The 26,483-nt window shown below is 51.6% G+C and carries 26 protein-coding genes; 9 read left to right on the top strand and 17 right to left on the bottom strand.

Going from position 1 to position 26,483, the window contains the following annotated elements; genetic code table 11:
- The 5 genes from AC0QH1_RS14075 to AC0QH1_RS14055 all read left to right on the top strand — a co-directional run.
- Nucleotides 1-1,941, top strand: a 1,941-nt coding sequence (locus AC0QH1_RS14075; protein WP_324631795.1) for a CHAT domain-containing protein, incomplete at its 5' end; no start/stop codon positions are given.
- Between the two features lie 204 nt (nt 1,942-2,145).
- The gene (locus AC0QH1_RS14070; RefSeq protein WP_324631794.1) at nt 2,146-2,862 is read left to right on the top strand and encodes a hypothetical protein; all 717 of its coding nucleotides are present in this window, start codon (nt 2,146-2,148) and stop codon (nt 2,860-2,862) included.
- 177 nt (nt 2,863-3,039) lie between these two features.
- Nucleotides 3,040-3,855, top strand: a complete 816-nt coding sequence (locus AC0QH1_RS14065; protein WP_324631793.1) for a DUF1822 family protein — start codon at nt 3,040-3,042, stop codon at nt 3,853-3,855.
- A 430-nt stretch (nt 3,856-4,285) separates the two neighbouring features.
- Complete coding sequence (locus AC0QH1_RS14060; protein WP_324631792.1) at nt 4,286-4,732, top strand: hypothetical protein; 447 nt, start codon at nt 4,286-4,288, stop codon at nt 4,730-4,732.
- Between the two features lie 317 nt (nt 4,733-5,049).
- Nucleotides 5,050-5,805, top strand: a complete 756-nt coding sequence (locus AC0QH1_RS14055; RefSeq protein ID WP_324631790.1) for a gamma-glutamyl-gamma-aminobutyrate hydrolase family protein — start codon at nt 5,050-5,052, stop codon at nt 5,803-5,805.
- 101 nt (nt 5,806-5,906) lie between these two features.
- Here AC0QH1_RS14055 and AC0QH1_RS14050 read toward each other — a convergent pair whose 3' ends face one another.
- The 3 genes from AC0QH1_RS14050 to purS form a co-directional block, all read right to left on the bottom strand.
- Entirely contained in the window at nt 5,907-6,986 is a 1,080-nt protein-coding gene (locus AC0QH1_RS14050) for a tetratricopeptide repeat protein (protein WP_324631789.1), read from the bottom strand.
- Nucleotides 6,987-7,121: 135 nt separating this feature from the next.
- Nucleotides 7,122-7,820, bottom strand: coding sequence for a phosphoribosylformylglycinamidine synthase subunit PurQ (gene purQ, locus AC0QH1_RS14045; RefSeq protein WP_324631788.1), 699 nt, complete (start codon nt 7,818-7,820; stop codon nt 7,122-7,124).
- On the bottom strand, nt 7,817-8,107 hold the full coding sequence (gene purS, locus AC0QH1_RS14040; protein WP_324631787.1) for a phosphoribosylformylglycinamidine synthase subunit PurS: 291 nt from the start codon (nt 8,105-8,107) through the stop codon (nt 7,817-7,819). Before purS ends, purQ begins: the two co-directional genes overlap by 4 nt.
- 165 nt (nt 8,108-8,272) lie before the next feature.
- Here purS and AC0QH1_RS14035 point away from each other — a divergent pair, with 165 nt between their 5' ends.
- A complete protein-coding gene (locus AC0QH1_RS14035) occupies nt 8,273-8,680 on the top strand; it encodes a Fur family transcriptional regulator (protein ID WP_324631786.1) in 408 nt (135 codons plus the stop codon).
- 228 nt (nt 8,681-8,908) lie between these two features.
- Here the strand turns inward: AC0QH1_RS14035 and AC0QH1_RS14030 are convergent, their stop codons facing one another.
- On the bottom strand, nt 8,909-9,877 hold the full coding sequence (locus AC0QH1_RS14030) for an SPFH domain-containing protein (protein WP_324631785.1): 969 nt from the start codon (nt 9,875-9,877) through the stop codon (nt 8,909-8,911).
- Between the two features lie 106 nt (nt 9,878-9,983).
- The gene (locus AC0QH1_RS14025; RefSeq protein WP_324631784.1) at nt 9,984-10,412 is read right to left on the bottom strand and encodes an NfeD family protein; all 429 of its coding nucleotides are present in this window, start codon (nt 10,410-10,412) and stop codon (nt 9,984-9,986) included.
- 356 nt (nt 10,413-10,768) lie between these two features.
- Here AC0QH1_RS14025 and AC0QH1_RS14020 point away from each other — a divergent pair, with 356 nt between their 5' ends.
- Nucleotides 10,769-12,670 carry a protein phosphatase 2C domain-containing protein gene (locus tag AC0QH1_RS14020; protein WP_324631783.1) on the top strand — a complete coding sequence of 634 codons (1,902 nt, stop codon included), beginning with the start codon at nt 10,769-10,771 and terminating at the stop codon, nt 12,668-12,670.
- Between the two features lie 178 nt (nt 12,671-12,848).
- On the top strand, nt 12,849-13,073 hold the full coding sequence (locus AC0QH1_RS14015) for a ferredoxin-thioredoxin reductase variable chain (protein ID WP_324631782.1): 225 nt from the start codon (nt 12,849-12,851) through the stop codon (nt 13,071-13,073).
- A gap of 107 nt (nt 13,074-13,180) precedes the next feature.
- Here the strand turns inward: AC0QH1_RS14015 and AC0QH1_RS14010 are convergent, their stop codons facing one another.
- The 9 genes from AC0QH1_RS14010 to AC0QH1_RS13970 form a co-directional block, all read right to left on the bottom strand.
- Nucleotides 13,181-13,408 carry a hypothetical protein gene (locus AC0QH1_RS14010; protein WP_324631781.1) on the bottom strand — a complete coding sequence of 76 codons (228 nt, stop codon included), beginning with the start codon at nt 13,406-13,408 and terminating at the stop codon, nt 13,181-13,183.
- A 423-nt stretch (nt 13,409-13,831) separates the two neighbouring features.
- The gene (locus tag AC0QH1_RS14005; protein WP_324631780.1) at nt 13,832-14,626 is read right to left on the bottom strand and encodes a YdcF family protein; all 795 of its coding nucleotides are present in this window, start codon (nt 14,624-14,626) and stop codon (nt 13,832-13,834) included.
- A 273-nt stretch (nt 14,627-14,899) separates the two neighbouring features.
- Nucleotides 14,900-15,916: a cytochrome d ubiquinol oxidase subunit II gene (gene cydB / locus AC0QH1_RS14000; protein WP_324631779.1), complete on the bottom strand. Its 1,017-nt coding sequence runs from the start codon at nt 15,914-15,916 to the stop codon at nt 14,900-14,902.
- A gap of 8 nt (nt 15,917-15,924) precedes the next feature.
- On the bottom strand, nt 15,925-17,367 hold the full coding sequence (locus tag AC0QH1_RS13995) for a cytochrome ubiquinol oxidase subunit I (protein WP_324631777.1): 1,443 nt from the start codon (nt 17,365-17,367) through the stop codon (nt 15,925-15,927).
- Nucleotides 17,368-17,659: 292 nt separating this feature from the next.
- Nucleotides 17,660-17,950 carry a hypothetical protein gene (locus AC0QH1_RS13990; protein WP_324631776.1) on the bottom strand — a complete coding sequence of 97 codons (291 nt, stop codon included), beginning with the start codon at nt 17,948-17,950 and terminating at the stop codon, nt 17,660-17,662.
- A 140-nt stretch (nt 17,951-18,090) separates the two neighbouring features.
- The gene (locus tag AC0QH1_RS13985) at nt 18,091-19,635 is read right to left on the bottom strand and encodes a bifunctional aminoglycoside phosphotransferase/ATP-binding protein (RefSeq protein ID WP_324631775.1); all 1,545 of its coding nucleotides are present in this window, start codon (nt 19,633-19,635) and stop codon (nt 18,091-18,093) included.
- A 212-nt stretch (nt 19,636-19,847) separates the two neighbouring features.
- Entirely contained in the window at nt 19,848-20,837 is a 990-nt protein-coding gene (locus AC0QH1_RS13980) for an adenosine kinase (RefSeq protein ID WP_324631773.1), read from the bottom strand.
- 193 nt (nt 20,838-21,030) lie between these two features.
- Complete coding sequence (locus tag AC0QH1_RS13975) at nt 21,031-21,693, bottom strand: 50S ribosomal protein L25/general stress protein Ctc (RefSeq protein ID WP_324631772.1); 663 nt, start codon at nt 21,691-21,693, stop codon at nt 21,031-21,033.
- 256 nt (nt 21,694-21,949) lie between these two features.
- Nucleotides 21,950-23,293: an adenylosuccinate synthase gene (locus AC0QH1_RS13970; protein ID WP_324631771.1), complete on the bottom strand. Its 1,344-nt coding sequence runs from the start codon at nt 23,291-23,293 to the stop codon at nt 21,950-21,952.
- 221 nt (nt 23,294-23,514) lie between these two features.
- On the opposite strand from AC0QH1_RS13970, the gene AC0QH1_RS13965 reads away from it, so the two are divergent.
- Nucleotides 23,515-24,570 carry an adenosine deaminase gene (locus AC0QH1_RS13965; protein WP_324631770.1) on the top strand — a complete coding sequence of 352 codons (1,056 nt, stop codon included), beginning with the start codon at nt 23,515-23,517 and terminating at the stop codon, nt 24,568-24,570.
- Between the two features lie 197 nt (nt 24,571-24,767).
- On the opposite strand, the gene AC0QH1_RS13960 is transcribed toward AC0QH1_RS13965, so the two are convergent.
- The 3 genes from AC0QH1_RS13960 to AC0QH1_RS13950 all read right to left on the bottom strand — a co-directional run bounded on the left by AC0QH1_RS13960 (nt 24,768) and on the right by AC0QH1_RS13950 (nt 26,403).
- Nucleotides 24,768-25,298, bottom strand: a complete 531-nt coding sequence (locus tag AC0QH1_RS13960) for a Uma2 family endonuclease (protein WP_324631769.1) — start codon at nt 25,296-25,298, stop codon at nt 24,768-24,770.
- Between the two features lie 39 nt (nt 25,299-25,337).
- On the bottom strand, nt 25,338-25,934 hold the full coding sequence (locus AC0QH1_RS13955; RefSeq protein WP_324631767.1) for a Uma2 family endonuclease: 597 nt from the start codon (nt 25,932-25,934) through the stop codon (nt 25,338-25,340).
- 307 nt (nt 25,935-26,241) lie between these two features.
- The gene (locus AC0QH1_RS13950; RefSeq protein WP_324631766.1) at nt 26,242-26,403 is read right to left on the bottom strand and encodes a hypothetical protein; all 162 of its coding nucleotides are present in this window, start codon (nt 26,401-26,403) and stop codon (nt 26,242-26,244) included.
- Between the last annotated feature and the right edge of the window lie 80 nt (nt 26,404-26,483).

Below are 26,483 nucleotides of genomic sequence, written 5' to 3'. Positions count from 1 at the left end.
GACCTGCCCACCGGCGATCGCGCCGCCCACCTGCAACGGGCAATTGAGTGCTACCAAGCCGCCCTCACCGTCTGGACGCCGGAGCTCTTTCCCCTGGAGTGCCTGCAAACCGCTCGCAATTGGGCCAACCTAGAATTTACGGAAGGGCATTGGCAAGCGGCCTTAACCCAGTACCAGGTTGCCATTGAAGCAATCGAACGGTCTCGCCGTTCTGCCCTCAGTGAAGACCGTCGGCAGCAGATTGTGCGAGAGTCTCTTCATGTTTACGAAAACGCCATCCAAGCGGCTATCAACCTCAACCGCATCTCCACCGCCCTGGAAATCGTGGAACGAGTGAGAGCCAAACGCCTGGTAGACTTGATGGCCACTGCCGACCTCTATCAAGGGGGCGATATCCCCCGGGAAGTGCGGCAATGCCTGCAACGTCTGGACGAGTTAGACGGGGAAATCCTGCAAAAACGTCAGGAATACCGGGAACCAGAAACGGCAGACAACCCCCCATCGCCAGGGGACGACCCGCAGACCCCCTCCAAGTCCCGGGTTTCTCACCGCCGCCAACTGCGCGCCGCCACGGAGGTTACGGTTGAAATTACCCACCTGGAAGACCAAAAACAAGCCATCCTCGACCAACTCAGCGGCATGGATGAAGCGGTTGCCAAACTGCGGGAACTCCAACCGCCGAAACTGGCGGATTTTCAACCCCTCCGGCAAGAGAAAACCGCCCTGCTGAGCTTCTATACCACCGATGCGGATACTCATATCTTCATCCTCCGCCCGGGAGCGCACCAACCCCACTGCTTCACCTGCAAAGGACAGGGCTACGAAACCCTACAAGGGTGGTTGTGGGAAAAGTGGGTGGTTCCCTATGCCGGGTATGGCGGGCAGAACGAGAAACCCAAACCGCGCAAACAAAAATGGAAACGGGAATTCCCCAGATTGCTGGCCGAACTCTCCCAACGACTGGAACTCGATCGCCTGATTCGAGAGTACCTGGAAGACATGGAGGAACTGGTGCTGGTGCCCCATCTGTTGCTGCATCACATCCCCTTCGCCGCCTTGCCCTTAAATACCGCGAAACAAGGCCAATCCCAGGCGCAACAGCCCACGGCAGCGGCTTTCCCCGAAACATATCTGGGAGATAAATTCCTTCTGCGTTATGCCCCCAGCTTGCAAGTGCTCGGCTTTTGCCACAATCGCCCCTCGGTTTCCGATGCCACCTATGCCACGGCAGAAAACGCCACCGATGACCTGCCTTTCAGTTGTTTTGAAGGGATGAAAGTGGCGGAACTGTTCCAGGTTGACCGACAACGGCGACTCATCGGGGCCAACGCCACCCGGGAAGCGTACCGCCAGTTACTCGCCACTGCCAACTGCCTGGTCAGCACTCACCACGCCCAAAGTCGCTTTGACAATCCTCTGGAGTCCGGGTTGCGGCTGAGTGATGGCACAATTAGCGTCAGTCAACTGTTTTCTCCGGCTTGGCGTTTCCGGCAACTGGAGGAGGTTTACTTGTCTTGTTGCGAAACCGGCCTATTTCTGCCCCGCAGTGGAATTGACGAACCGGTGGCGGTGAGTACCGGCTTCCTCTGTGCCGGGGCGCGGGGGGTGATTGCCAGTCAATGGTCGATTTACGATTGTTCCTCGGCGTTGCTGTCCAGTTTGTATCACAAATACCGCCAGCAGGGGCGGAATCGTCCCCGGGCGCTGCAACTGGCACAACGGGAGATGCGGCAAATGACCGGGGCGGAGTTTCGCGAGCATCACAGCAAGGCGATGAAACGGGCGGTGAAGGCGGAAGGGGAACGCCTCGACAAGAACGGGAAACCAGTGGAACCAGCAACCGATGCAGAAAAGTTGATTCGCCAGTATGCAGCGGATAAGGGATGCCCGTTTCAGCATCCCGTGCATTGGGCCGGTTTGGCGTGCTATGGATTGGGGTGAATCCGCTGGTGAGCGTGCCCTCCCCTCCATGACGGTGGGATCTGCACGTAGATGGATTGGGGGGGGAGGCGGAGCCTCGAGCGGGGCGTTCCCAGCATGTGCTGGGAACGAGTTAAACAGCCAATAGTTTCTTTTACTGGGAGGTCAAACATGCAATTGATGAGGGATAATCGTTTCCAGTCCACTAACTTGAGGAGGGGAACGGTGACAGAGGATTTGAATCATCCTATCCACGAAGAGTTGAAAGGGATTTTTCGCGAGGCGTTACGGGCGAAGTCAGCCAAAGCGCGCAAACGCCTGCGAAAGCAGGGATTGCGTCGAATGATGCAAGCGCCACCGGGCTGTTTTTGGCGGGGGGAAGCCCCGCAGTGGGATAACGACCTTCTCTATCTGGAAGCTTCCCATCGCGCCTGGGACTACATCGAGCGCAAAATCAATGGTGAGATTCGCGGGAAAGGGACGGCGGCGGAAAAAGCCTATGACCCGGATAAAGGCGGTGCTAGCCCGATTACCCTTTGGAATAAATATTGCAAGGGAGAGTATCGCAGGTTCCGGCAAGAACACCAAGCGTCGATTCATTCTCACCCCAGGGATGCCAGAACGGGAGAACGCCTGAATCTGGATGAGGTGGCTGTTCCCGATGGGGATATCCCGCGACTGGAATTGGTCCGCGAGGAGTTTGAAACCGACCCTACCGGGGAGTTACGGAGAACGTATGTCCGCAAGAGTCCACCGCCTCCGATTACGGCGCAAGCGGTGCTGCTGAAGATTTATGATTGTGCGTCTTGTGGGGAAAAATGGACTTTGAAAACAGTGGCGGCAGCGTTTGACATGCCGCCAGGGGCGATGAATTCAGCCTGGAGTCGCACTCTGAATCCGCTACTGAAACGGATGGGCGATCGCCTTCGCGATCGAGTTTAATCTCATGTCTGGAGCGATTCTCACGAAAGGAATGAGTCGGCGCGGGGGAACGATGGCGCTGTGGCGCATGGCTTGGCTCGGGCTGGCTCACGTGCGATTTCTATCCCGGGCGTTGATTGTAATTTCCCCATTTTGTCGATTGCTTTTGCACACTCACAGTATTTGAAGAGGTTGATTATGACTGCCGAACTGAACGTGGCACAATTTGGCCAAAGGGTTCCGATTCCCCCGAGTTTACACCAGCGCCTCGCTGAGTTGACCGCTGGTGTGAGTCCGGAACGAGTGGAGGGGGTTCGTCAACGGGCGATCGCTGTTTGGGTGGTGGCTCGCTATCTGAATCGTTTTGGCTATGATTGTCGGATAGATAACAGCAGTGCTTGGAATCTCTATTTGCAGGTTCTCTCAGATTTTGCAGAGTTAGAGATTTTTGAGGACCAGTGCTTTTTAGGAACGGTGGAATGTCTGCTACTTCCGCCGGATGTGGAAAGTTTGGAGATTCCGGAACATTTGGTGATGGGCGATCGCATCGCCTATGTTGCAGTGGAAGTGAACCCGCAACAGACTTGGGGGGCGATCGTGGGTTTCACCCCGGCCCTAGAAACCGAGTTCCCAGAACTGAGCTTCGAGCGAGATGAACTCTTTTCCGCAGATAGACTGTTAGATTTACTGGAAATGGCCGAACCCTTGGCAGAAAATGCGGTTTTTTCTGAGTTAGAATCCTATTGGGAAAAACAACAGGCGAGTTGGTCGGAGCAACGGCGACAAGCGATCGTGGCCAAACTCGAGCGGGTTTTACTGGTAAAGGATATTGAATCGTTACAACTCGCATCAGCGGCTCAGGAATTAGAAGCCTTAATCCATGAAGACACTGGGGGCACGGTAGACCGAGAATTGGCATTCAGGGAGGAGGATGACAGGGAAAGCGGCGATCGCGCTGAGTTATACTCGATTTTGCGGCGAATTTTTCACTCTGTGCGAGAGGCGTTAGAATAAATACCAGCTTGGCTGGAAAAAGCCCCGCCCCCAGGGTGGGGTTTTTGCGTTCGGAGCCGCTCTGAGGCGAGTTATGTGTGGTTTGTCCTATATTTTTGGCCTGAATGATGGGGAGGAAATATAAGCAGGTGGCAGGCGGTGTGCTGACAGTGAGTGAGTCTGTAGGAAGGTTGAAAAAATGGCATGGGCGAGCGATGGGGATATAATATCTGGCGGGTTGGCAAAAAGGCGGGGGTTGAGGGCGGTTGATAGAATGAGGCAGAGCTTCGGGTGGGGTGCCTCTGCTGCACCGGAGAAGGAGCGATCGCGAATCACTCAAGGGAGTTAAACGGCGCGAACAATTCTGATGGATATGCCCTGCGGCGATCGCAACGCATAAAAAATCGCCTCCCAATAATAAAAAGAGTGTTACCTCAAAGAGGACAGGATTATGACCGATCGCGTAGATTATCATCCCAACTGTGGCGATCGCCGGTTTCCCAACCCCACTCGCCAAGGCTCGAAAGTGCGAGTCTGCCAGCACTTCACCCGCCACATCCGCGTTTTAATTCCCACCACCGAGGATATCGACCATCCCGCCAATACCGCCGCATGGGTCGATCGTGCCAATCAGCTCTTCTCAGCGCATTTTGGTGGAGCAACCTGCAAACCAGCCGCTTTGGGCTTTTACATCAGCGAAAATCACGGATTGGTCAAAGAAACGGTGTTTGAAATTGAAGCTTGGACGACTGAAGTGGGTCTGAAACAAGCGAAAGCAGCCCTTGAGGAGTTATTGGCCGAAATTTTAGTAGAATTGGGTCAAGAGACGGTGTTTTTGGCGGTTAATAATGAAGCCTATTTGGTGACATTAGCCCCGGGCAAAACTCAGGCGGCTTAATGCGATCGCCAGAGTTACAGGGTGCAAGGGTTCGTAGAAACTCTATTTGCATGCAGATATCTTCTAAAAACGGTTTGAGCATCATGGCCAAGGGCAATAAACCCATGAGTTACTGTTTTCCCAGATTAAGGTGTGTGGCCCCCGCGACTGAATGGGTAGGGCGATCGCCCAATCGAATCCGGGGGTCACGCACCAACGCCTAACAGCCATAAAAAAACGCCAGCCGATCGCGAATTTTTCCGGAAAATGCGATCGGCTATACTGCTTTTCTCTGTCAAACCCCGAATATAGCAATAGACCTTTCAACCCATTGAAATATGACGCAATCTCTAAAAGCACCCCTTGTGGGAATTACCACCTCTGGTCGAAATGGAGCCACCGCTTTTTCCCTGATGGCGATCTATGTGGATGCGGTGCGTGCGGCGGGTGGCGTCCCGGTGATGTTACCGCCGGGAGAACCGGATCCGGAGGCGATTTTAGACCGATTAGATGGTTTGATTTTATCTGGCGGTGGGGATATCAACCCCGCCTTATATAACGGGACGGCGCACGAATTCACCTACAATATAGACCGAGAGCGGGATGAATCGGAACTGGCTTTGGCACATTTGGCACTGGATCGAGATGTCCCGGTTTTGGGAATTTGTCGAGGGATGGAACTGCTGGTGGTGGCCTGTGGCGGCACGTTAATTGCTCACATACCGGATGAGTATGGCACGAAAGTCAACCATCGCCTGAATCCCTCCCCGGGACTTCTTTATCCCTCGCAGCACTATGTGAGAGTTGCGCCGGGAAGTCGTCTGGCGGGGATTGTGGGGAATGCGGAATTGGCGGTGGTGTCGTGGCATCACCAAGCGGTGCGGACGATTCCGCCCGGTTGGCGAGTGGTGGCACATTCGGTGGAAGATAACGCGATCGAGGCGGTGGAACATCAGCACTGTGGGTTTGCGATCGCGGTTCAATGGCATCCGGAACTCTCGCCGGGGGATACTTCTCATCAGCGGATCTTTCAATCCTTGGTCGCCGCAGCACGTCAGCGATCGCAGTTGCCCTTCCAAGAAGCGATCGCCTAATCAAGTGCGGTCGTGCTTGTGCGAACTTCGGCGAGGCGCACCCTCGGGAGTGGCGTTCCCCCCTCGGGGGAACGAGGCCAACGAATCACCCTGTCAGGGGCTTAATTCCCTGCCGAAGCTTGACGCAGATTGTACTGTGCGGGTTGGTAATTCGGGTCTAATTCAATCGCCCGCTCAAACTGGACGATCGCCGCTTCAGTTTTCCCTTGCTCTTGCAGCACCAACCCCAACCCATTATAGGCCAAAGTGTGAGCGCTGGCGGGTAAGGCGGGACGATCGGGGTAACTGAGGGCTTGCTGATAAGAGGCGATCGCCTCGTCGAGATTGCCCTGCTGGCGATAGACCACCGCCAAACCATTATACGCCGTTGCCAGTTCCGGTTCGATGGCGATCGCCCGTTGATATGCCTGCAGCGCTTCATCCCAATTTTCTTGGCGGCGGAACATCACCCCCAAGTTATTATATGCTTCTGCTAAATTCGGATTGATTTCCAGGGCTTGACGATATGCCGCGATCGCCTCGTCGATTTTATCCTGACTTGCCAGCGCTAACCCCAAATTCAAATAAGCCTCGGGATACTCGGCATTATACTGAATCGCTTGCCGATAAGTCGCGATCGCCTCATCCAACTGATTCTGACGTTGCAGCAAGAGACCCACTTTCACATAGGCTTCTGCGTCGTCGGGATTGAGTTCGATCGCCCTGCCATAGGCCGCGATCGCCTCATCCAGTCGATTGGCCGCACTCAGTGCCACCCCTAAATTATAATAAGTCTGCGCTTGATTGGGATTGATTTGCAGCGCTTGGCGATATGCCGCGATCGCTTCCCTGGCATTATTCAACTCATTATACGCATTTCCCAAATTATTATAAGCGCTGGCATTCTCCGGATCGATTTCCAGGGCATTGCGATAGGCGGCGATCGCATCCTCCACTCGCTCCTGATAAAATAAAGACAGTCCCAACCACACATAAGCTGCCGCATCATTGGCATCCTGGGCAATCACCTGACGCCAGATTTCTGCCGCCGCGTCAAAATTGCCCGCATTAAATGCGGCATTGCCTTGCTGATAAAGCTCTTCCACAGTTTGACCTACTGCCAATTGTGGCGTCATCGCCACGGACAAGGCCATAACTAAAGCCATTAACTTCGGCGATCGCACGGGTTCACCTCCATCCATTGTAGCCGAATAAAACGCAATGTATCCTCTAACTATTCCACCTGAAATTACCAGTAGAAAAACGGGCTTGCAGCTAAGAATCAAACCGGGAGAGTCATCAAACACTCTCCCGCCACCCCCCACATTTTACCCGGATTAAACTGCGGCAAATGCAGGGCTTAACAAACTTTCAAACAACTTTCTGCCATCGGTGGGACCGAGCATGGGATCCGAGGCGCGTTCCGGGTGGGGCATCATGCCCAACACATTCCCTTGGCGGTTGCAAATCCCGGCAATATTGTTCAAAGACCCATTGCAATTCCCCGCCACATTGACTCCCCCGGCGGGCGTACAATAGCGGAAGACTACTTGGTGATTGTCTTCCAGTTGCGCCAGGGTATCTGCATCGGCATAGTAGCGCCCCTCGCCATGCGCGATGGGAAGGGAGACCACTTCCCCGGGGGAATATGCCGAAGTCCAGGGCAAATCGGTATTTTCGATTTTCACCGACACCGGATCGCAGATAAAGTGCAAATCCCGGTTGCGGATCAGCGCCCCAGGTAGGAGTCCCACCTCAGTTAGCACTTGGAAACCGTTGCAAATGCCCAACACCAGTTTGCCGCTTTCGGCATGGTTGATAATTTCCGGCATTACCGGAGAAAACTGGGCGATCGCGCCGCAGCGCAGGTAATCCCCGTAGCTGAAACCTCCCGGGAGAACCACCACATCGAGATCCGAGATATCCGTTTCCTGATGCCATACCAAGCGCGTGGGTTGGTTGAGCAACCCTTGCGTCACCCACACCACATCGCGATCGCAGTTCGAACCTGGAAAAACGACTACGCCAAATTTCACGCTTTTGCCCCCGCATTCATGGTTGCAGACACTTCATTCAAATCGAAGCGATAATTTTCAATCACCGGATTTGCCAAGAGTCGATCGCAAATCCGATCGAGTTGTTCTCTCGCCTCCTCTTCGCTACCCGAGGAGATAGTTAGTTCGATGTACTTGCCAATCCGTACCCCCTCTACATTGTCATATCCCATATTTTGCACCCCAGACTCTACAGCGGTTCCTGCCGGATCCAACACCGAGGGACGCAGAGTAACATAGATATGAGCCTGATATTTTTTTTGAGTCACAGCGATTCGCCCTCAATTCTTGCGATAATGCTTAACAGTTGCTGGTGTCTCTTTCATTTTAATCCCCGAACTCGCAATATTTGCGTTTTCGTTTTTCACCTCTTGTGGTGTTAAATTATTAATTCACCCAGGCTCACCCAGAAAAAGCCGATAACCACAGTGACCATGACAGTCAAACGCACTCGCTCTCAAGAACGGATTCTCAACCTGCTTACCACCCTGGATCGCTCGATTTCGGCTCAGGATATGTATGTGGAGCTACGCAAGCGCAATCAAGGGGTGGGACTGGCAACGGTGTATCGCGCCTTGGATGCGTTGAAGCTCGAAGGAGTGGTTCAGGTGCGGACGTTGGCAAATGGCGAGTCTGTTTATAGCTGCATTCATCAAGACCAGCATCACTTGACCTGCTTGCAATGTGGCGCATCCATTCCGATTGATGAGTGTCCGGTTCACGAGTTAGAAAACCAGCTACAAACCACGCACCAGTTCAAAGTATTTTATCATACTTTAGAATTTTTTGGTCTGTGCGATCGCTGCGCTCTCGAACAGGAAAAAGACTCCACTGCAGAATAGAATTCTCCGAGGTTGTGTACTGCTCACCCCCCACCTAAAGCGAGGGATTTTCTGTGCTTTTTAAGGGTTAAAAATCGACTCAAAAAAGCCGACTAAATCTCGAATTGAATAACTTTTTTAAAAGATATTTTTCGGGGCAAGCGAGGAATTTTTTGGTCGGAGAACGAGTCAAAGAATCACGAAAGGATGAAGGAAGTTATTTTTCCTTCATCCTCGGGGGTTTAGCCGTTAGACGGTTTCGCTATTGTTCGGTTGTTCGCTGACAATCGAGCGCATGCCTTCCAAGGTAGCTGGGATAGTGCGCGGGTCCATAAACATCACCTTACTGCTATCGCTGCTGCCAATTTTCAAGCCCATTTCAATATAATTTTGAGCCAGTAAAAATTGTAGGGATTCGCGAGCTTGCGGGTCAGTTTTCAGGGTTTTGGCAATAATTTGCAGTGCTTCTGCAGTGGCTTGAGCTTTCAGCACTTGTTCTTGACGTTGAGCTTGTGCTTTGAGAATAATCGCCTTTTGTTGCGCTTCAGCATCGAGAATAGCTGCTTTTTGTCGTGCTTCTGCATCTAACACTTGCGCCTCGGCTTTACCTCGGGCATTGTTAACCGCAGAATCCCGTTCCCCTTCCGAGGTTAAAATAGCCGCGCGCTTGCGACGTTCCGCCGCCATTTGCAATTCCATCGAATCCTGGACTGCCTTCGAGGGAACGATATCGCGCAGTTCCACCCGCGTCACTTTCACCCCCCAAGGGTCAGTAGAGATATCCAGTTCTCGCAACAGGATTTCATTAATTTCCGTGCGGGCGGTAAAAGTTTGGTCCAGTTCCAGTTTGCCCATTTCCGAGCGAATTTGAGTCAGCACCAAATTGACCATTGCCGACTGGAGATTTTCTACCTTATAATAGGCTTTCTCCATATCCATAATCCGCCAATACACCACCGCATCCACGGTAATTGCCACGTTATCCCGAGTGATACATTGCTGCGGGGGAATATCTAATACTTTTTCGCGGATGGTTTCTTTGAAAACCACTTGGTCTAAAAAAGGCAGCACAAAGTTGAGACCGGGTTCGAGTTTTTTGCCGCTATATTTTCCCAAGGTTTCCACCAAGGCTTCGTTTCCTTGGTTGATGATTTTGACCGAGCCGGCGATGCCAGAAAATCCGAAAAGAGCGGCAGCAATGATAAAGATTGATTCCACGTTAAACCTCCGGGTTTGGGTTTGTTAAAATCGTCGTATCGAGGGAGAATAGCGGGGATTTAACCCCAGGGGAAGCCTCAGAAACGCCGGATTAGAAAAAAGCGATTTACGAATGCAGGAGAGATTCGGGAACGACAACCAAGGTATTGCCTTGGCGGCCCACCACCAGAACTTTTTGATTGGGTGCGATCGCCAGTTGGGGGTCGTCGCAACGCGCTCGCCAGGAGTTACCATCGTAGAGGATCCGTCCCGCTTCTCCGGGGGGAATTGCGGTTAAGGTTTGGGCCTCTTGGGCGTCGGCGAGGGTATGAGGGAGTTTGCCGCGAGACAGGATCCGGCGGGATAAGAAAATCGAACCTGCCGACAGTGCAATCCACAGTACCACCTGGAGGGCGAAATTCGGCACCACCAGAGCGATAGCGGCGACGGCGAGGGCACTCAAACCCATCATAAATTCCACGAAAGCGGTGGGGACAAACAGCTCCATCAAACAGAGAATTGCCCCCAGCAATAACCAAAGGATTGTTGGACTCATTTGATAAACCATCTGTAATAGAGTCGGGGTGGCGTTGATTGGCATAATGTCACCTTATGGGGTGAGGTTGGTATGGCGGTGCAACCTGCGCGATCGCGATCGCCGTGCTTGCGAGAACTTAGGGATAGAATTAGGGTGATGTTTTTCTAGTCTAAACGGCATCCCCGATCCAGTAAGGGGTAATTCATCCAGTGTCTCTAGAAAAACCGAGAGCCGATCGCCGTTGTGGGTATCCCGGACCGAAGCAGAGTGTATTTCGTTCCGGTCAGCTCAAATCCGTTTTAGCTGGTGTCAGCCCTTTGATGCTAGCGCGATCGGGCGCTCTTCACACTGTTGTGTACCACCTCGTCTAGTTTATGAGCAGTTTTGAGCCGCTGTTGTCTTGCCCTAATCCCGCTTGTGGCAAACCGGATAACGCCTTGGGGAGTCGGTTCTGCGAATCCTGTGAAACCCCGCTGATTTATCGCTATTTGTGGGCGGTGGGGTCAGCGGCGGCCCAGTATCGCGAGGAATGGGTGGGCGATCGCTATGCTGCGATCGCGCCGCAAATATGGCTCGATACCCAACCGGCAACGCCACCGTTTTTCCCCGAAGACCTGCCAGAAGCGATTCTTCCCTATCTCAAATTATATCCACTGCAACTCCACATTCCCCAAGTGTATGGCTTTTGTCCCCTGGGGGACCAAACCCAATCGGCAAATCTGCTATTACTCGAGAATGCCCCCATCGATGGCAAAAGCGGCACCCTCTATCCGGCAATGCTAGACCTGTGGTCGGAAGCGCCACCGGTGCGCCAAGTCTATTGGTTGTGGCAAATTCTGGAATTGTGGACGCCCCTGGTAGAAGTCGGGGTCGCCTCGAGCTTACTGCAAGCGGACAATATCCGGGTGCAGGGGTGGCGCGTGTGGTTGCGCGAACTCTATGCTGATGCGGGTTTGATTACCAAACCGGATTTGCAGGATCTCGGCTATCACTGGTTGACTTGGGCGGGCAAGGTTCCCCCACCCCTGGGCGATCGCCTGCAAGACATCGGCAAGCAAATGCGCCGTCCCGATGCGGATTTATCCGCCATTCTCCCCCAAGTCAATCAACTGCTGCTCGAACTGGCGGGTCAGTTGCCCTTGCGCTGGCGCGTCGCCGGTCTGAGCGACTCTGGCCCGCACCGACACCACAATGAAGATGCCTGCTATCCGACTTTAGCCGATTTATCGCAAGACGGACAAAAAAGCAAGACCCCTCTGCTCGGTCGCTTGTCGATGGTCTGCGATGGCGTCGGGGGTCACGAAGGCGGTGAAGTGGCTAGCCAACTCTCGGTAGAATCGCTCAAACTGCCTATCCAAGCGTTGATGGCCGAAATTGCCGACCAACCGGATCTGGCCAGCCCAGAACTGGTCAGCGAGCAACTCGAAGCGATTATCCGAGTGGTGAATAACACGATCGCCGCCCAAAATGACCAGCAAGGACGCGCGGAACGTCAGCGCATGGGCACCACCTTGGTTTTGGGTCTTCAGCTTCCCCAATCGGTGCGAAGCGAGGAGGGCATCGAGAGCGAAAACGGTCACGAACTCTATCTCGCTCATGTGGGGGACACTCGCGCCTATTGGATTACCCCCCATTACTGTCAGCGCCTCACGGTGGATGATGATGTGGCCACGCGCGAAGTCCGAATGGGGCGATCGTTTTATCGCGAAGCCCTGCAACGACGAGACGCCGGGGCGCTAACGCAAGCCCTGGGCACCCGCGATGGGGAACTGCTGCGCCCCCACATTCAGCGCTTTATTGTGGAAGAAGATGGTCTGCTGCTGCTGTGCTCTGATGGGTTGAGCGATAACGATCTCGTGGAGCAGTATTGGGGGGATTTTGTGGTCGATGTTCTCAATGGGGAGATGTCTGTGGAAGAGGCGGTCCAAGGTTGGCTAAATCTGGCGAATGAAAAAAACGGTCACGACAATACCTCGGTGGTTTTAACCTATTTCCGCATCTCTCCCGAAAAGTTGGTGCTGTTCGATCCCACACAATTGCCCTCCGAGTCTTCCGAAGCGGAAATGTCTCGCGCCTCTCAAGCGCTGCTTTATGAGGAGGAGTCTTCCGAGGAAACCGACAGCGGCGATCGCCCCGCTTCCTCCCCCTGGAAAATCCCCCTGCTGTTAATCGGAGTGATGCTCGTCAGTGCTGTGGTCGGCTTTGCTCTATGGTGGCAACTCGCCTCCCCCGGATCCGATTCCTCACCGACACCTATCGAAAATCTCGATGAATAATTGCTCTGTCTTCCCCACCCTGTAGGGGTTTGGGGTGAATTCTTCATGCAGATTCACCGCCTCATCCCTTAACCGGGGTCTCGATATGAGAAGATAGAAAAGCTGTTTGAGAAGATACTGTAAACTTGCACTGTTATTCGGTGCAGAAAGTTAGAGACACAACACCAGGTTTAAGGATATGAAAGTTGGCGATCGCGTTCGCGTCATCCAGTCTGTTATCGTGTACCACAGTCCCAAAAATCGCAATCAACCCTATGACGTACAGGGTGAGGAAGGGGAAGTGATCGGCTTCGCTAACGAATGGCAAGGCAGACCCGTTAGCGCTAACCTACCCGTGCAAGTCCAATTTGATAAAAAATTTAAGGCCCACTTCCGAGAAGATGAACTAGAGGTTATCTCTTAGGCTCTTCTCTTGCCATCGGATTTGTGTCGCCGAACCTTTCCCCACTGATTTCGGAGCGATTTTCATTAGCAATTAGCACCCGCTAATTGCTAATTTATAATTAAAATTTATCTTTTGCCTCGGCTAAACCAACCCAAAATATTGATGTCCCCCCGCATTTTCTCCAATTCTCGGCGATGACATTCTGCACTGTCCCGGTACCACTGGCAATAATTCTCAAACTCTTCTCGATATTCCAGTTCTTCGTAAAACTCCCGCGTGACTTGCGCCGCTTGCAAGCTTTCAGCGAAATTTTGCGGCGTTGGCGTGATTTGAGGAAACTCTTTGGGAAGCATAATTTTTTTCTATAAGCGCTTCATCTATCATTCCCCACCGTCTCAGGATTCCCGATCGATGGACTTCCATCTTAGCACTCGCCTCTGACAAAGGAGAGAATTTAGAATTTAGAATTTAGAATTTACAATTAGGAATGGGTCGAGAGCAGCAATTGTGCTAAAAAAGCAGCCTGAAAAGTGCGATGGTTCGCCATCCCGTTGTTTTTTGTATAAAACTCGAACCCTAAAATCGCACATAAAGTAATTTATAGCATGTTTTATGCACGAACGACCGAGAGAAAATGTAAGGACACGACACTGCCGTGTCCTTACAGGCGGCAGATATCTATCGATATGCCAGAGACAAAGTATCATACGGATGAGTCCGCGTAGGCGGACGAAGAAAAGCCCAGGCGCGATTTCAATCGCCCCCTTTTTATCGCTTCAAATCCATCCTTTCAGACGATAAACCACCATTCCGATGTATTCTTTCAGGGATTTGGTCGTTTCTTGCAGGCGGTAAGCATCGGGGAAGATATTGAGCAGTGTGGATTGCCAAGTGCCTTTTAGTTCTGCGAGTTCTTGTTCCGACACTTGAAAATCCGTGGGTGCGGGTATCGCTTCGATGCCTTGACGTTTGAAAACCAGGAGCGATCGCGGCATGTGAGTGGCGGAAGTCACCAGCAAAACGCGCTTTTCGATGCCCTTTTCTTCCAGCAGTTTTCTGACTTCTACGGCATTTTGATAGGTGTTGAGGGCATTGGGTTCTTTCAGGATAGCAGACTCGGGAACACCCATTGTTTCGAGAATGCGCGCCATATCTTCCGCTTCCGGCGGACCGCCCCCTTTCCACTCGATGCGCCCGCCAGAGAGGATGACCACCGGCGCTTTTCCTTGGCGGTATAATTGGGCACCATGCAACACGCGATCGCCCGCTTCGTTCACATCCACCCAGGGGCGCGGGGGAATTGCCGGTTTAGTGGCACCCCCCAGCACCACGATCGCCGCCGCGTTGGGCAACTCATCGGTGGGCACATGCTGCGCTTCCAGCGATCGCACTATCCCATAACTCACCCAACTATTACTGCTCAATAGCAACAGAACCAATGCACCTGCGATCGCCCCGGCGGCCCATTTCGGGCGCTTCCACAACGTCACCAGCGCCACCACCATTAACAAACAACTTAACCCCAACGGATACACAAATATCGGCAACAGCTTGGACAAAAATAAAAACATCTTTCCCCCAGAGAATTTTCCAATCAGAACTACTCAATTACAGTAGCAGCATCCGAGAAATACTGGATATTTCCTCCCCACCCCTAAACCCACTCCTTCCTAATCTCTACTTACCCTTGTAGGGTGGGCAACAAGTTGCCCACCCTACGGTATTATCCCGCATTTTCCCAATAAAAAAGCGCCTGGGAGACGATAAGATTCATCCCCAAGACGCGAATCTAACCGATTAAAACTGTTAACAGAGACTAGAGCGATCGCTAGGCAGAGCGCAAATTATTCCCCGCCATAGCTGCCGCTCGTCACCTTGCCCCGGAAGACAAAATATTGGTACAGATTGTAGAACAACATCACCGGAATCAAACCCCCAATCCAGATAATCATAAACACCAGAGAACTCGGATCGGCAGCCGCTTGGTAAATGGTGATTTTCGTGGGAATGATGTAGGGAAAGACAACCAAAGCCAACCCGATAAACGTCAGCAAAAAGATAAGAATCGTCCAAATAATCGGCGTTCTTTCTTTCTGTTGGTTCAGACTTCTTAACAGCAGCGCCACCAACAACACCCCCAGAAGCGGAATCAGGGCAAAGATATAAATTTGCGGCTGATGAAACAAGCGATCGCGGGCGTACTCGTAAAACACCGGCGTCGTAATCGTAATCAAAATAGCCCCTACTAGAGTCGTCCAAGCGGCAATTCTCGCCGTTTTATAGTGAGTTTGCTGCAACTCTCCGGTGGTTTTCCAAATCAAGTAAGTCGAGCCAATCAAAACATACCCTTGAATCAGCGTTAAAGCCACCAAAACCGATTGCCAGGTCAACCAATCCCAGGTGCTACCGATAAAATGACCCGCATCATCCACACGAATTCCCGATAGCACTGCGCCGAGGGATAACCCTTGACCCAGTGCAGCCAAAAAACTGCCTCCGCCAAAGGCTACATTCCAAAAAAACTTGCGGGTTGCTTGCTCGCGGAACTCGAACGCTACCCCCCGAAAAATAAAGCCAAACACCATGATAAAAATCGGGATGTACAACGCATTGAGAATCGTGCCGTAAGCGAGGGGAAACGCGCCAAACAGCGCGCCGCCCATCAACACCAACCAGGTTTCATTGGCATCCCAAATATTGCTCAAACTGGTCATCAAAATGCCGCGTCGTTCCTCAGAGGAAGCGGTCAGAGACAAGATACCCACCCCTAAATCAAACCCATCGAGCATGACATAGAGGAAGAGGAACAACGCCAAAATTGCAAACCAAACTTGCGGCAAAAAATAACTGAGCGTTTCCATACAACCTCCTATTGTTGTGTTTCGATGGGACGTTGGTCCGGAACGAATTCTCCGGGTTTGGTTTCCACGGCGGGTTTGCCTTCCACTCCGGGGACGGGAAGTTTAAAATTCGGTCCGCGTTGGATAATGCGACTGCCAAAGTACAAAGCAGTAAAAAATAACACCGTGTAAACTGTGGCAAAACCAGTTAAAGAGGTTAAAACATTGCTCGCTGGCAGGTTAGATACGGCATCCACCGTGCGGATTTGTTCGTAAACCGTCCAAGGTTGTCGCCCCACACAGCGCACGATCCAACCGGATTCGATCGCAATATAACCCAGGGGTGCAGCGGCAATCCAACCCACCATCAGCCAGGTTTGTTTTTCAATGTTACCCTCGGATAATTGTCCGCGCACCCATTGAATAACGCTGAGAAACATCAAGCCGGCGAGGAAAAAGCCAATCCCCACCATAATCCGAAAAGAGTAGTAGATTAAACCTACCATGTGCGGTCGGTCTTCGGGTTGCCATTCTTTCAAACCTCGCACGGGATAGGGCAATTCTTTTTTGAATTCCAGTATGTAGCCCAAGGCGTTGGGAATGGTGATTTCCCAGTCATTTTGTTCGGCGGTTTCATTGGGAATGGCTAACATACTCCAGTCTGCAGCTTGTCCGGCGGGAACCGTTTCCCATTGGGCTTCCATTGCGGCAAGTTTGGTGGGTTGATAGCGGTAGACTTGTTCGCCGCTTAAGTGTCCGATATAGATTTGTAAGGGAGCTACGGCGATCGCCACGGCTAAGACTATTTTGAAGGCTTTGGAAAAAAAGGCTTCGTGGCGCTTTTTGAGAATGTACCAGGCGCTAATTCCGCCAATCACAAATAAAGAGGTTTCCAATGTGGCAAAGAACATGTGCAGCACGCTGACTGCCATGAAGGGATTTAAAATTGCCTCAAAGTAATCTTTGACCACAAATTGCCCCTCTACCATTTCCACGCCGGCAGGGGTTTGCATCCAGGAATTAGCTGTTAGAATCCAGAAGGTGGACAGGTTGGAGCCAATGGCCACAAAAATGGTGGAAATATAGTGAATGATGGGATTGACTCGCTCCCAGCCAAACACCATAATGCCTAAAAAGGCGGCTTCGAGCATGAAGGCCCAGGAGGCTTCAAACCCGATGATGCTGCCAAAAAAGTTCCCCACCGCTTCGGAAAAGGGTGCCCAGTTGGTGCCAAACTGAAATTCCATCGGCACCCCGGAGGCGACGCCAATGCCAAAGTTAAGCACGTAGAGTTTCGCCCAAAAGCGGGCGTGGTAGTAGTAGTCAGGGTTTCGGGTTTTCAGCCACAGCCCTTCAACCACCACCAGGTAAATGGACATGCCAGTGGTCAACACGGGCCACAACATGTGGAAGATGGCAGTCAGCGCAAATTGTAGGCGCGACAGCACTACGGTGTCTGAGAGAAATTCCATGTGTATGTTTGCTTAGGGTATTGAATTGCCAATCTCAGCTAGTCTACAAAATTTTTTGGGCGATCGCTCGCTCTGCGATCGCCCTTTGGGGGATTTGTCTCGGAAATGATACCCCCTGTCCTGAATTCTGGCGGCTTGAGGACACCCCCCAAGCACCGATGAAATCCCCACCTGCGCGTTGCAGCGATCGCCCTTGTCTTCCCCCAGGGAAGGCAGGGTTGTCGCGCGATCGGCACTTCATTTTTTTAAATTCCTATAGATTGGCTGATTACCGATACTTATTCGCAGAACATTACAATTTCTTAAACTCTTGATTCTCTGTTTTTTCCAACCGTTCTTTGGTCACATTTGCTAAGCTTTTCTGCTGCTCGAAAGTTGGCTTTGGTGTGGGAATATCCGTCATCTGCCACCAAGCCGCACTCAATCCCCCTGCCACTCCCGCGATCGTGCCTAGCACAATACTGAAAAATCTAGAATACCCCAAAAACGCAAAGGCAAACATAAAAAACAACCACAATTGTAATCCCCGGATAATTCCTTGGCTCACTGGGGATGGTTTTTTTTCTTTTTTTTCTTCTGCCATTTTCTACCTGAAATAGAGAGGTTTTTAAGCAATTAAACAAATAATTTTACTTGCGTAGAGACGCGGGATTAATCGGGTCTCTACGCGAGGGTTGCCCAGCTCATGCTAGGAACAAGGTAATCCGGTGGGCAGTGCCCACCCTACCCCTTGACTTGTTGCAGTTGGGATTCTAGCGATTGGGTACTGTCGATTGTTTGCACGTAAACTCGTTCCGCTTCGGTAAAGGGTTCGGCAGCCGCTTGCTGACTTTCCAGGAGATTGGCGGTGGCATCGGAAACCGCTTGAGAACTGCGCTGGTTGAGCCTTTCGCGCAAGACGGGCATCGGGGCGCAACAGTGTAAAATCTTCAGATTAAATCCCTGTTTTTCTGCTGCGGCGATCGCCTGTGCGCGCAACCCCTGGCGGTCGTATTTCGCATCTAAAATCACCGGATATCCTTCCCGGGCCAACATTAGCCCGAGTTCCAACAGTTTTCCATAGGTTTTTTGCGTCATTTCTGCGGTATAAATCTCGTCCCCTCCGCGCTGATGCAGGGGAATGCCGGCTAGATGTTTTCGCACGGCATCGGAACGGATGTGAATGGCATTTATTCTTCTGGCTAAACGCCGCGCCAAGGTACTTTTTCCCGACCCGGATAACCCGGACATTAAAATTAACCGTCCTTGTTGCTGCTGAGTGTATTTCCAAGCTTGTTGGTAATAATTGGCTGCAGTAGATTGGGCGTTGTGTTTTCTTTCATCAGAAATATTGGGGTCGTCGAGGAGAAAAGAGGTGACTTTGGCGCGAACGTAAGCTTGCCGGCTTAAATATAGCGGTAGCACTTGCAAGCCGGACCAATCGCCGGTATGTTCGATGTAGGTATTTAAAAAGGCATTGGCTAAATCCGGGCGTCCTCGGGAGTCGATATCCATGACGGCAAAGCCAATATCGTACATGACATCGACGAAGCGGAAGGTTTTGTTAAATTCGATGCGATCGAACAGGAAGATTTTATCGGGCCAGAGGGCGATATTTTTTAAATGTAAGTCGCCGTGACATTCGCGAATGCGATCGCCGTCTATGCGCTGTTGGAACAGTGAGGGTCTGCGGTCAAAAAAGCGATCGCTAAATGCCTTGGTTTCCTGAAATTGCGTTTCGGTTTGCGGCCCGCCGATATAGCATTCGGTTTGTTGGTAGTTTTCGTCAATGGCTTTGCGAATTTGCGACACTGTGCCATAGCTGCGAATTGTCTCATCGGTGCGGGTTTCGGCGTGGAAATTGGCCACGACTCGCCCTAAGTCTTCCATGTGTTGTTCGGTCAGCGCCCCCCGTTCGAACAGGTTGATAAAGAGGGCATCTTGGGGAAATTGAACCATTTTGACGGCATATTCTACGATGTTGCCCTTGCCATCGAGTTGGTAGCGATCGCCTAAAGATGCGATCGCCACTACATCCAGATAAACCTGGGGGGCAATCTGTCGATTCATCCGCAATTCTTCATTACAAAAATGATGCCGTTTTTCTAATGTGGAGTAGTCGAGGAAACCAAAATCGACATTTTTTTTGACTTTGTAGGCATAATCCCCCGTCAGGAGTACGAAAGAGGCATGAGTCTGCATCAGCTTGATGGGCTGTTGCACCGGATGGGGATAGAATTCGGGCTGCAACATGTGTTCGATAACGGGGGGCAGTGTTGTTTCGCTCATTTCTATCCTGAATGTTTTGTCAATTGTAGCGCAAACAAAAAACCAGGGAGAGTTCCCTGGTTTTTTTGACAAACGAAGCGGATGTTGGAGTTGGGGTTGGCGATCGCCCTGTGAGTTTCCAGAGGTGGTTTGGTCGCAATTCTGGGCGCGACTGGCGCGTTTTCGCCCCCGAATCTCCCGAATTAACCGCTACCCTGGGTGGGGGATTTGGGTTAAATTTCGGTTAACAAAGATTGAGTTACTTCTTTGTCCAAACGCGGTCCATAAGAGGTAACGAGGCGGGCGGATGCCAATGAAGCTAATTTGCCCGCGCGTTCGAAACTCATGCCGTTGGTGATGCCGTAAAGAAAAGCACCGGCATACATATCTCCCGCACCTACGGTATCGATCGCGTCAACCTTCACCCCTTCGATTTCGATGAGGTTTTGGCCATCAAAAATCAAGGAACCTTTCGGTCCGAGGGTGATGGCAAAGCAGGAGGTGAGGGTTTTTAGATATTCGATCGCCACCTTCAGGTCATCGGTATCCGCCATTATCGAGGCTTCGGTTTCGTTGGCAAAGATAAAGTCAATTCCCTCGCCAATGATTTCTAAGAGACCTTCTTTGAAGAATTTAATCATGTTCGGATCCGACAGGGAAAGGGCCACTTTTTTCCCGGCTTTTTTGGCGGAATCGCGGGCAGTAATGGCAGCGGCTTTCCCGGTGGGGGAACTGACGAGATATCCTTCGATATAGAGATAGTCAGAATTGGCGATCGCTTCGGGAACCAGTTCTGAATCGGCAAAGTTGGCGGTAATGCCCAAATGAGTGTTCATGGTGCGATCGGCATCGGGAGTCACGAACACCAAACAGGTGCCGGTGATCCCGGCGGCGCGCGGATGCACGGTTAAGTTGCTGTCTACACCGTTGCGAATCAGGTCTTCGAGATAAAAAGCACCGATTTCGTCTTTGGCTACTTTGCACGAGTAAAAGGATTTCCCGCCAAATTGACTGATGGCGATCGCGGTGTTTGCGGCGGAACCCCCACAGCTTTTTTTACAAGGGCTGCTGCTCAATTGCTCTAGGATTTCTTTTTGGCGATCTTCCTCGATTAAGGTCATTACGCCTTTCTCGATTTTCATCGCTTCCATCTGCTCGGGGGAGATTTCGTATTCGATATCTACCAGAGCATTTCCGATGCCATAAACGTGGTATTTGCTCATAAATCTAGAAGTGTGAATTGAGTGTGGTAAAACCTTTAGGGGTGTTCCACACCCACCTTACAAATGAAAAAGGAAAAAGGCAACCGTTGTTTCAGTCGCTTTTTCCTTTTTAATGCTTTCTTTGGGTGAATTGAAAGCTGGAGCGAGGCGCGATCGCCACTATTTGAGGACAATATGAAAGCGATCGCGGGTTTTATTCTTCGCCGCTCGGTTCCTCGTCGGTCTCGCCATAGGATTCCAGAAGGGAAGCCACCTCTGGGGATGTCTCTTCCGCTTCCTCTTCTTCCTCTTGCGCGGTGACTCTGGGAGCCAAAATGGTCGCGACCGTGCGTTCTGGCTCCAGTTGCGGGGTGACGCCTGTGGGCAACATCAGTTCGCCAACGTGGATCGACTCTCCCATTTTTAGTTGGGAAACGTCGATTTCAATCGAGTCGGGAATATCATCTGGCGCACATTGGATCGGCAATTCGGTGACGACCAGATCCAACATGCCCCCTTCTTGTTCCACGCCATAGGCTTCGCCGACGAAGTTTAACGGCACCACCAAATCCAGGCTGGCTTGAGCGGCGACGGCAAAAAAGCTGACGTGGTAAAGGAAGGGTTTCCACGGATGGGTTTGCACTTCCCGCAGAATCGTTTTTCCTTTCCAGGAGAGGTCGGGAACGGATAAATCGATCAGGGTGTTGTTCACCGAGGCTTCTTTGAGCAGTAGTTCTGCTGTTTTCGCATCGATGGTGAGGCAGACGGATTGAGCTCCCTGATGCCCATAGAGGGTGGCGGGGATTAATCCCTCTCTGCGTAAGGCTTTCGGCTTGCTGCCTTCGGCCCGTTTTTGACATTCAACTGTTACTGCCATCTTTCTGATTACGGGTTACGGGTTACTGGTTCGTTATAACTGAGGCATGGCGCTGCTCGACTCGCCCCCAACGGGAGCGACAAAACGCCACAATCTCCTATCCTATCAAATTCTGGATAGACAATTCAATTGCACTTTTCATCCATCGCCCGTGGGGCGATCGCGTGATGCTCTCGAATAGATGCGATCGCCGCTCTCGAACGATTCAGGGCGGAAACATCCCGGACAAGAGCCTGGTTTTTCCCCGGCGAAACACTTAGGCGTTTGTGTTTTCCACTGGGGTGCCGTTGGCATCCAATAAGGCGCGTTTCGGTCCGTGGATGGGGTCTTCGACGATGATGGTTTGGTCGCGACTGGCCCCGAGGGAAACGATCGCGATCGGCACTTTCATCAATTCCGCCAAGAACTTCAAATAGTCCAGGGCTTGTTTGGGCAAATCGGACAGGTTGCGGCAGTGCATGGTAGACTCCTTCCAGCCCGGAAGGGTTTCGTAAATCGGTTTGCACCGGGCAAACTGACGGGCACTGCTGGGGAAGTTTTCGCAGCGCTTACCGTCGATTTCGTAAGCGACGCAGACTTTCAGTTCCTCGAGTTCGTCTAACACGTCGAGTTTGGTGATCGCAAGGCAGTCCATGCCGTTGATGCGAACCGCATACCGCCCGATGACCGCATCGAACCATCCGCAGCGCCGTTTGCGTCCGGTGGTGGTGCCGAATTCCGCACCGCGATCGCACAGTACATCCCCAATGCCTTCGGTCATTTCGGTGGGAAATGGCCCTTCTCCCACCCGGGTGGTGTAGGCTTTTGCCACCCCAATCACGCGATCGATGGTGGTCGGTCCGACCCCTGCCCCCACACAAGCACCGCCGGCTACGGGGTTGGATGAGGTGACGTAAGGATAAGTCCCGTGATCCAAGTCCAGCAGGGTGCCTTGTGCCCCTTCAAATAAAATATTGCGCCGATGCTGCACTGCGTCGTAAATTTTTAACGAGGCATCCACCACATGAGGCCGCAGGCGATCGGCATATTCGCTGTACTGCTGGATAATCTCTTGCGGATCCAACGGCGGTAAATCGTACAGCTTCTCCAGAATCGTATTCTTGTAGTTAATCGTCCAGTGGAGCTGTTTTCGCATCCCTTCCGGATCCATCAAATCCAGGATCCGAATCCCGGTCCGCTCGGATTTATCGGCGTAGGTCGGGCCGATGCCCCGTCCGGTGGTGCCGATTTTATGCGTCCCGCGCCGCTCTTCCGATGCCCGATCGATGAGGCGGTGGTAGGGCATCGTCACATGGGCGGTTTGCGAAATTAATAGGTTTTTCGTGGAAATATTGAGTTCTTCTAGGCGTACGAGTTCTTCTATTAAAATTTTCGGATCGATGACGGTTCCGGAACCAATAATGCATTCGGTTGCCGGATAGAGGATGCCAGAGGGAATCAGGTGCAGTTTGAAGGTCTGGTCTTTTACCACGACCGTGTGTCCCGCGTTGACCCCTCCTTGGTAACGTACTACAACATCTGCTGACTTGCTCAGCAGATCGGTAATCTTGCCTTTTCCTTCATCGCCCCATTGGGCACCTATTACTACGACGTTAGCCAAGGGTCTTACAAGCGAAAGTTTACACAATCTACGATTATCATCCTAGAGTGTCACGCTTGTCAAATAAATTTTCGTTAAGATTGGAGTTACAAATCGTAATCTTTCGATCGGGGCTGAGGGCTTGAAGGCGATCGCAATTTTGCGCTATGCTAGCTAGAATGCATCTACACCCCTCACCGATCGCGTTCATCTATTATTATTGACAATCCTGAGAGGTTATTGTGGCTTTATATGCTGAACTGCACCGACATCTAGGCGGTTCGGTGGTTCCTCGCATTCTCTGGCGCTATTTTCAGCGTCACGATCCGGCGTTGGGCCGTCGGTTTCCCGAATACCCGGCGTTTGAGGAATTTTACACCAAACCGCGCAATACCCTAGATGAGTATTTAGAACTACACACCCTGGTTGAAGGGGTCCAAACTATCGAAACTTTGCCGTATTTTATTTATCGGCTGATTCGGGGTGCTTATATTTTTGAAAATCTAGCGTACTTGGAACTGCGCTACACCCCTTATCTACGAACTTCGGACCAGTTGAGTCAATCTGCCCGGATCGACCAAATGGCGGAGATTGTGGAGGTGGTGGGGAAAGCGTCTGAGGTGAACGAGTACCCGATCGTCACTGGCCAAATTTTATGCATGCACGCCCGTTTGCCTTATGAGGTGAACCGGGCGATCGTGGATTTGGCCCATCAAAAATCAGAGTATGTCTGTGCGGTGGATTTAGCCGGTGGCGACAATCACTACGGCGATCGCCTGGATGAATTCATCCAATTATACGACTATGCCCGCACTCTGGGCATCAATACCACTGGGCACCTTTACGAAACTCCCGAGGGCTGCTATCCCGAATTGCTCCCTTATTTAATGCGAATCGGTCACGGGATTCAAATTCCCCTGAAGCATCCGGAATTATTAACTGAAGTGGCCAAAAGGGGTCAGTGTTTGGAAGTCTGTCCGACGACCTATCTCAAAACCGGCACCCTCGATGACCTCAAACAGTTAAAAATCGTCTTCGATCGCTGTTTCGAGGCGGGAGTGGATATTGCCATCTGCACCGATAATGCCGGCTTGCACAACGTCCGCCTACCGTTCGAGTACGAAACCTTGCTGACTCGAGATATCATCGATTTTCGTCAAATGCAAGCCTGTCAGCAAGCCGCATTCCGTCATGCCTTTGCATGGCCTCATCAGCAACCACCTGCTGAAATATTAACCGATTTGTTGAAACCGGAAACCCTACCCCTCGTCCCTGCAGTTCCTCTGGGTCAGGGCTAAAACTCTGGTGAATTCACCCCACATCCACTCGCAGTGGGGTCTTGGCAACCTCGCCCCCATCAGGGGGCTTTTTTCTTGGGGGAGAAGGGATCGAGAGATGAAAATCTCTCCCTCCTGACTCCTGACTCCCTCTCATCCGCCTATCCCCGCCTGCAATACCTGCACTGCGGTTAAGGATGAGCGCGGTTCCCACTGTTTCAACAGTGCAGAGGCGATCGCTGCAACCCCTCATACACCGCTTCCTCATAAAGTCCTGCCACCAAAGACAATACCGTAATTCGCTCCTGCATCGGGTCAACAATCCAATACTCAGCAATTCCTCTCGCTTGGTATTGCGATCGCTTGTAGCGATAATCTCGCGCCTCATTTTCTCCCCCCTGACTCACCACCTCAACTACCAACTGCGGTGGGGGCATATCTAGCGTCACCAGAGAACGATTCGCACCCGCCAACTCCTCCGTTAACTCCTCCGTTAACACCATCAAATCCGGGAGACGCACCGTTGCCCGCCTACCACTCACCACCACTTCTGTCTTCATCGTCAATCGAGAAAATGCAATCCCGAGTTGGGCAAAATACACCAACAAAAAGGTGGCAATTCGTCGATTTATCTCGCTTTCGGTGGGCATAGCCAGCAGTTTCCCATCCTCGAGTTCATACCGGGTATCCGTGCGATCGTCATAGTTGAAAAATTCCTCTAAAGACATGATTTGCGCTGCGATCGTCATTCTCCCCTCCTCCCACTTTCAATAAAGTATCCCTCTACTTTAGGCGTCTGATAGTTCTGCCGATTCCCTCTCCAAGTTAACCTCCTCATAGAGTTCCGCAAAAGCTACCGTTAAATTAATGCTTTCCAAGGTAAAATTTTCATCAGTGGCGCTATAAGCATGAAACAGCCATCCCCCGACTTCGTTGCGTCGGAAAATTTCCACTCGTTGGTGTCTGGTATTGACTAACAGGTATTCTTCTAAACTGTCTAAAGTTTGGTAATCGTTGAACTTATCCCCTCGGTCAAAAGCTTCGGTACTCTCCGAAAGCACTTCAACAATCAGTTTGGGAAAGCGTTTATAAGTCGATGTTTCTCGGTCTTGCGGGTCGCAAGTCACGAACAAATCGGGATAATAGAAGCAGTTTCGTTGTTCCAGTCGGGCTTTGACCTCGGCAAAATAAACGCGACACTCCGTTCCGCGTAGGTGGCTGCGAATCAGCATGGCCAAGTTTAAAGCAATGGTGTTATGGGTGTCGGTTGTTCCTGCCATTGCGTAGACCTCGCCATTAATATATTCATGTTTTATGGCGCTTTGGCTTTCCAGTTCTAGGTATTCTTCTGGGGTTAGGTTTTGATGGTCAGAAACAGCAATCATAAGGGGTAATTCCTCTCCGTTAGGTCTGGTTTTCATTGGGAATTCTACTAAGCACTCATGCCAAATAAATTGCCCATCCATTTTTGAGGTTTGTAGGGTAGGCAGTTCCTTGAATCAGTTGCTATTGGCACCTCGCTCATCTGGATCTGCCCACCATACCCACTGCAATTATTTTTGCCCGAGTACATATCATTATAGAAGAGTTTGAAGAAACCGTGAAAGTGCTGTAGCCAGGTGGGCCGCAGGGATGGCAGTTGGCGCAACTGTTGCGCGTTTGGGGCGATTGAAATCCCACACTTTTAGGGTGCTATTCGCGTCCCTGGGGGCAGGTTAAGGGTAAGGCGCGATCGCTTTTCCCTCTCGCCAACTCCTGACAGCTATTCTCCGCCTCACCGCCAGATTGACAAATCCGCACTATCGGAATATTATGATGGCTAATAGAATAGCCTTGCCAATGTTTGGCCAGCACAAACACTTATCATCCCTGTGGAACTGCTGGTACTGCGTACAACTCAATTCTTCGACAATCTGAGAAATTATTAACAAATT

The sequence above is a fragment of the Phormidium sp. CCY1219 genome (assembly GCF_055795085.1).
Note: the sequence above shows the minus strand (reverse complement) of the source record. Positions and strands in the feature narration are given on the sequence as shown.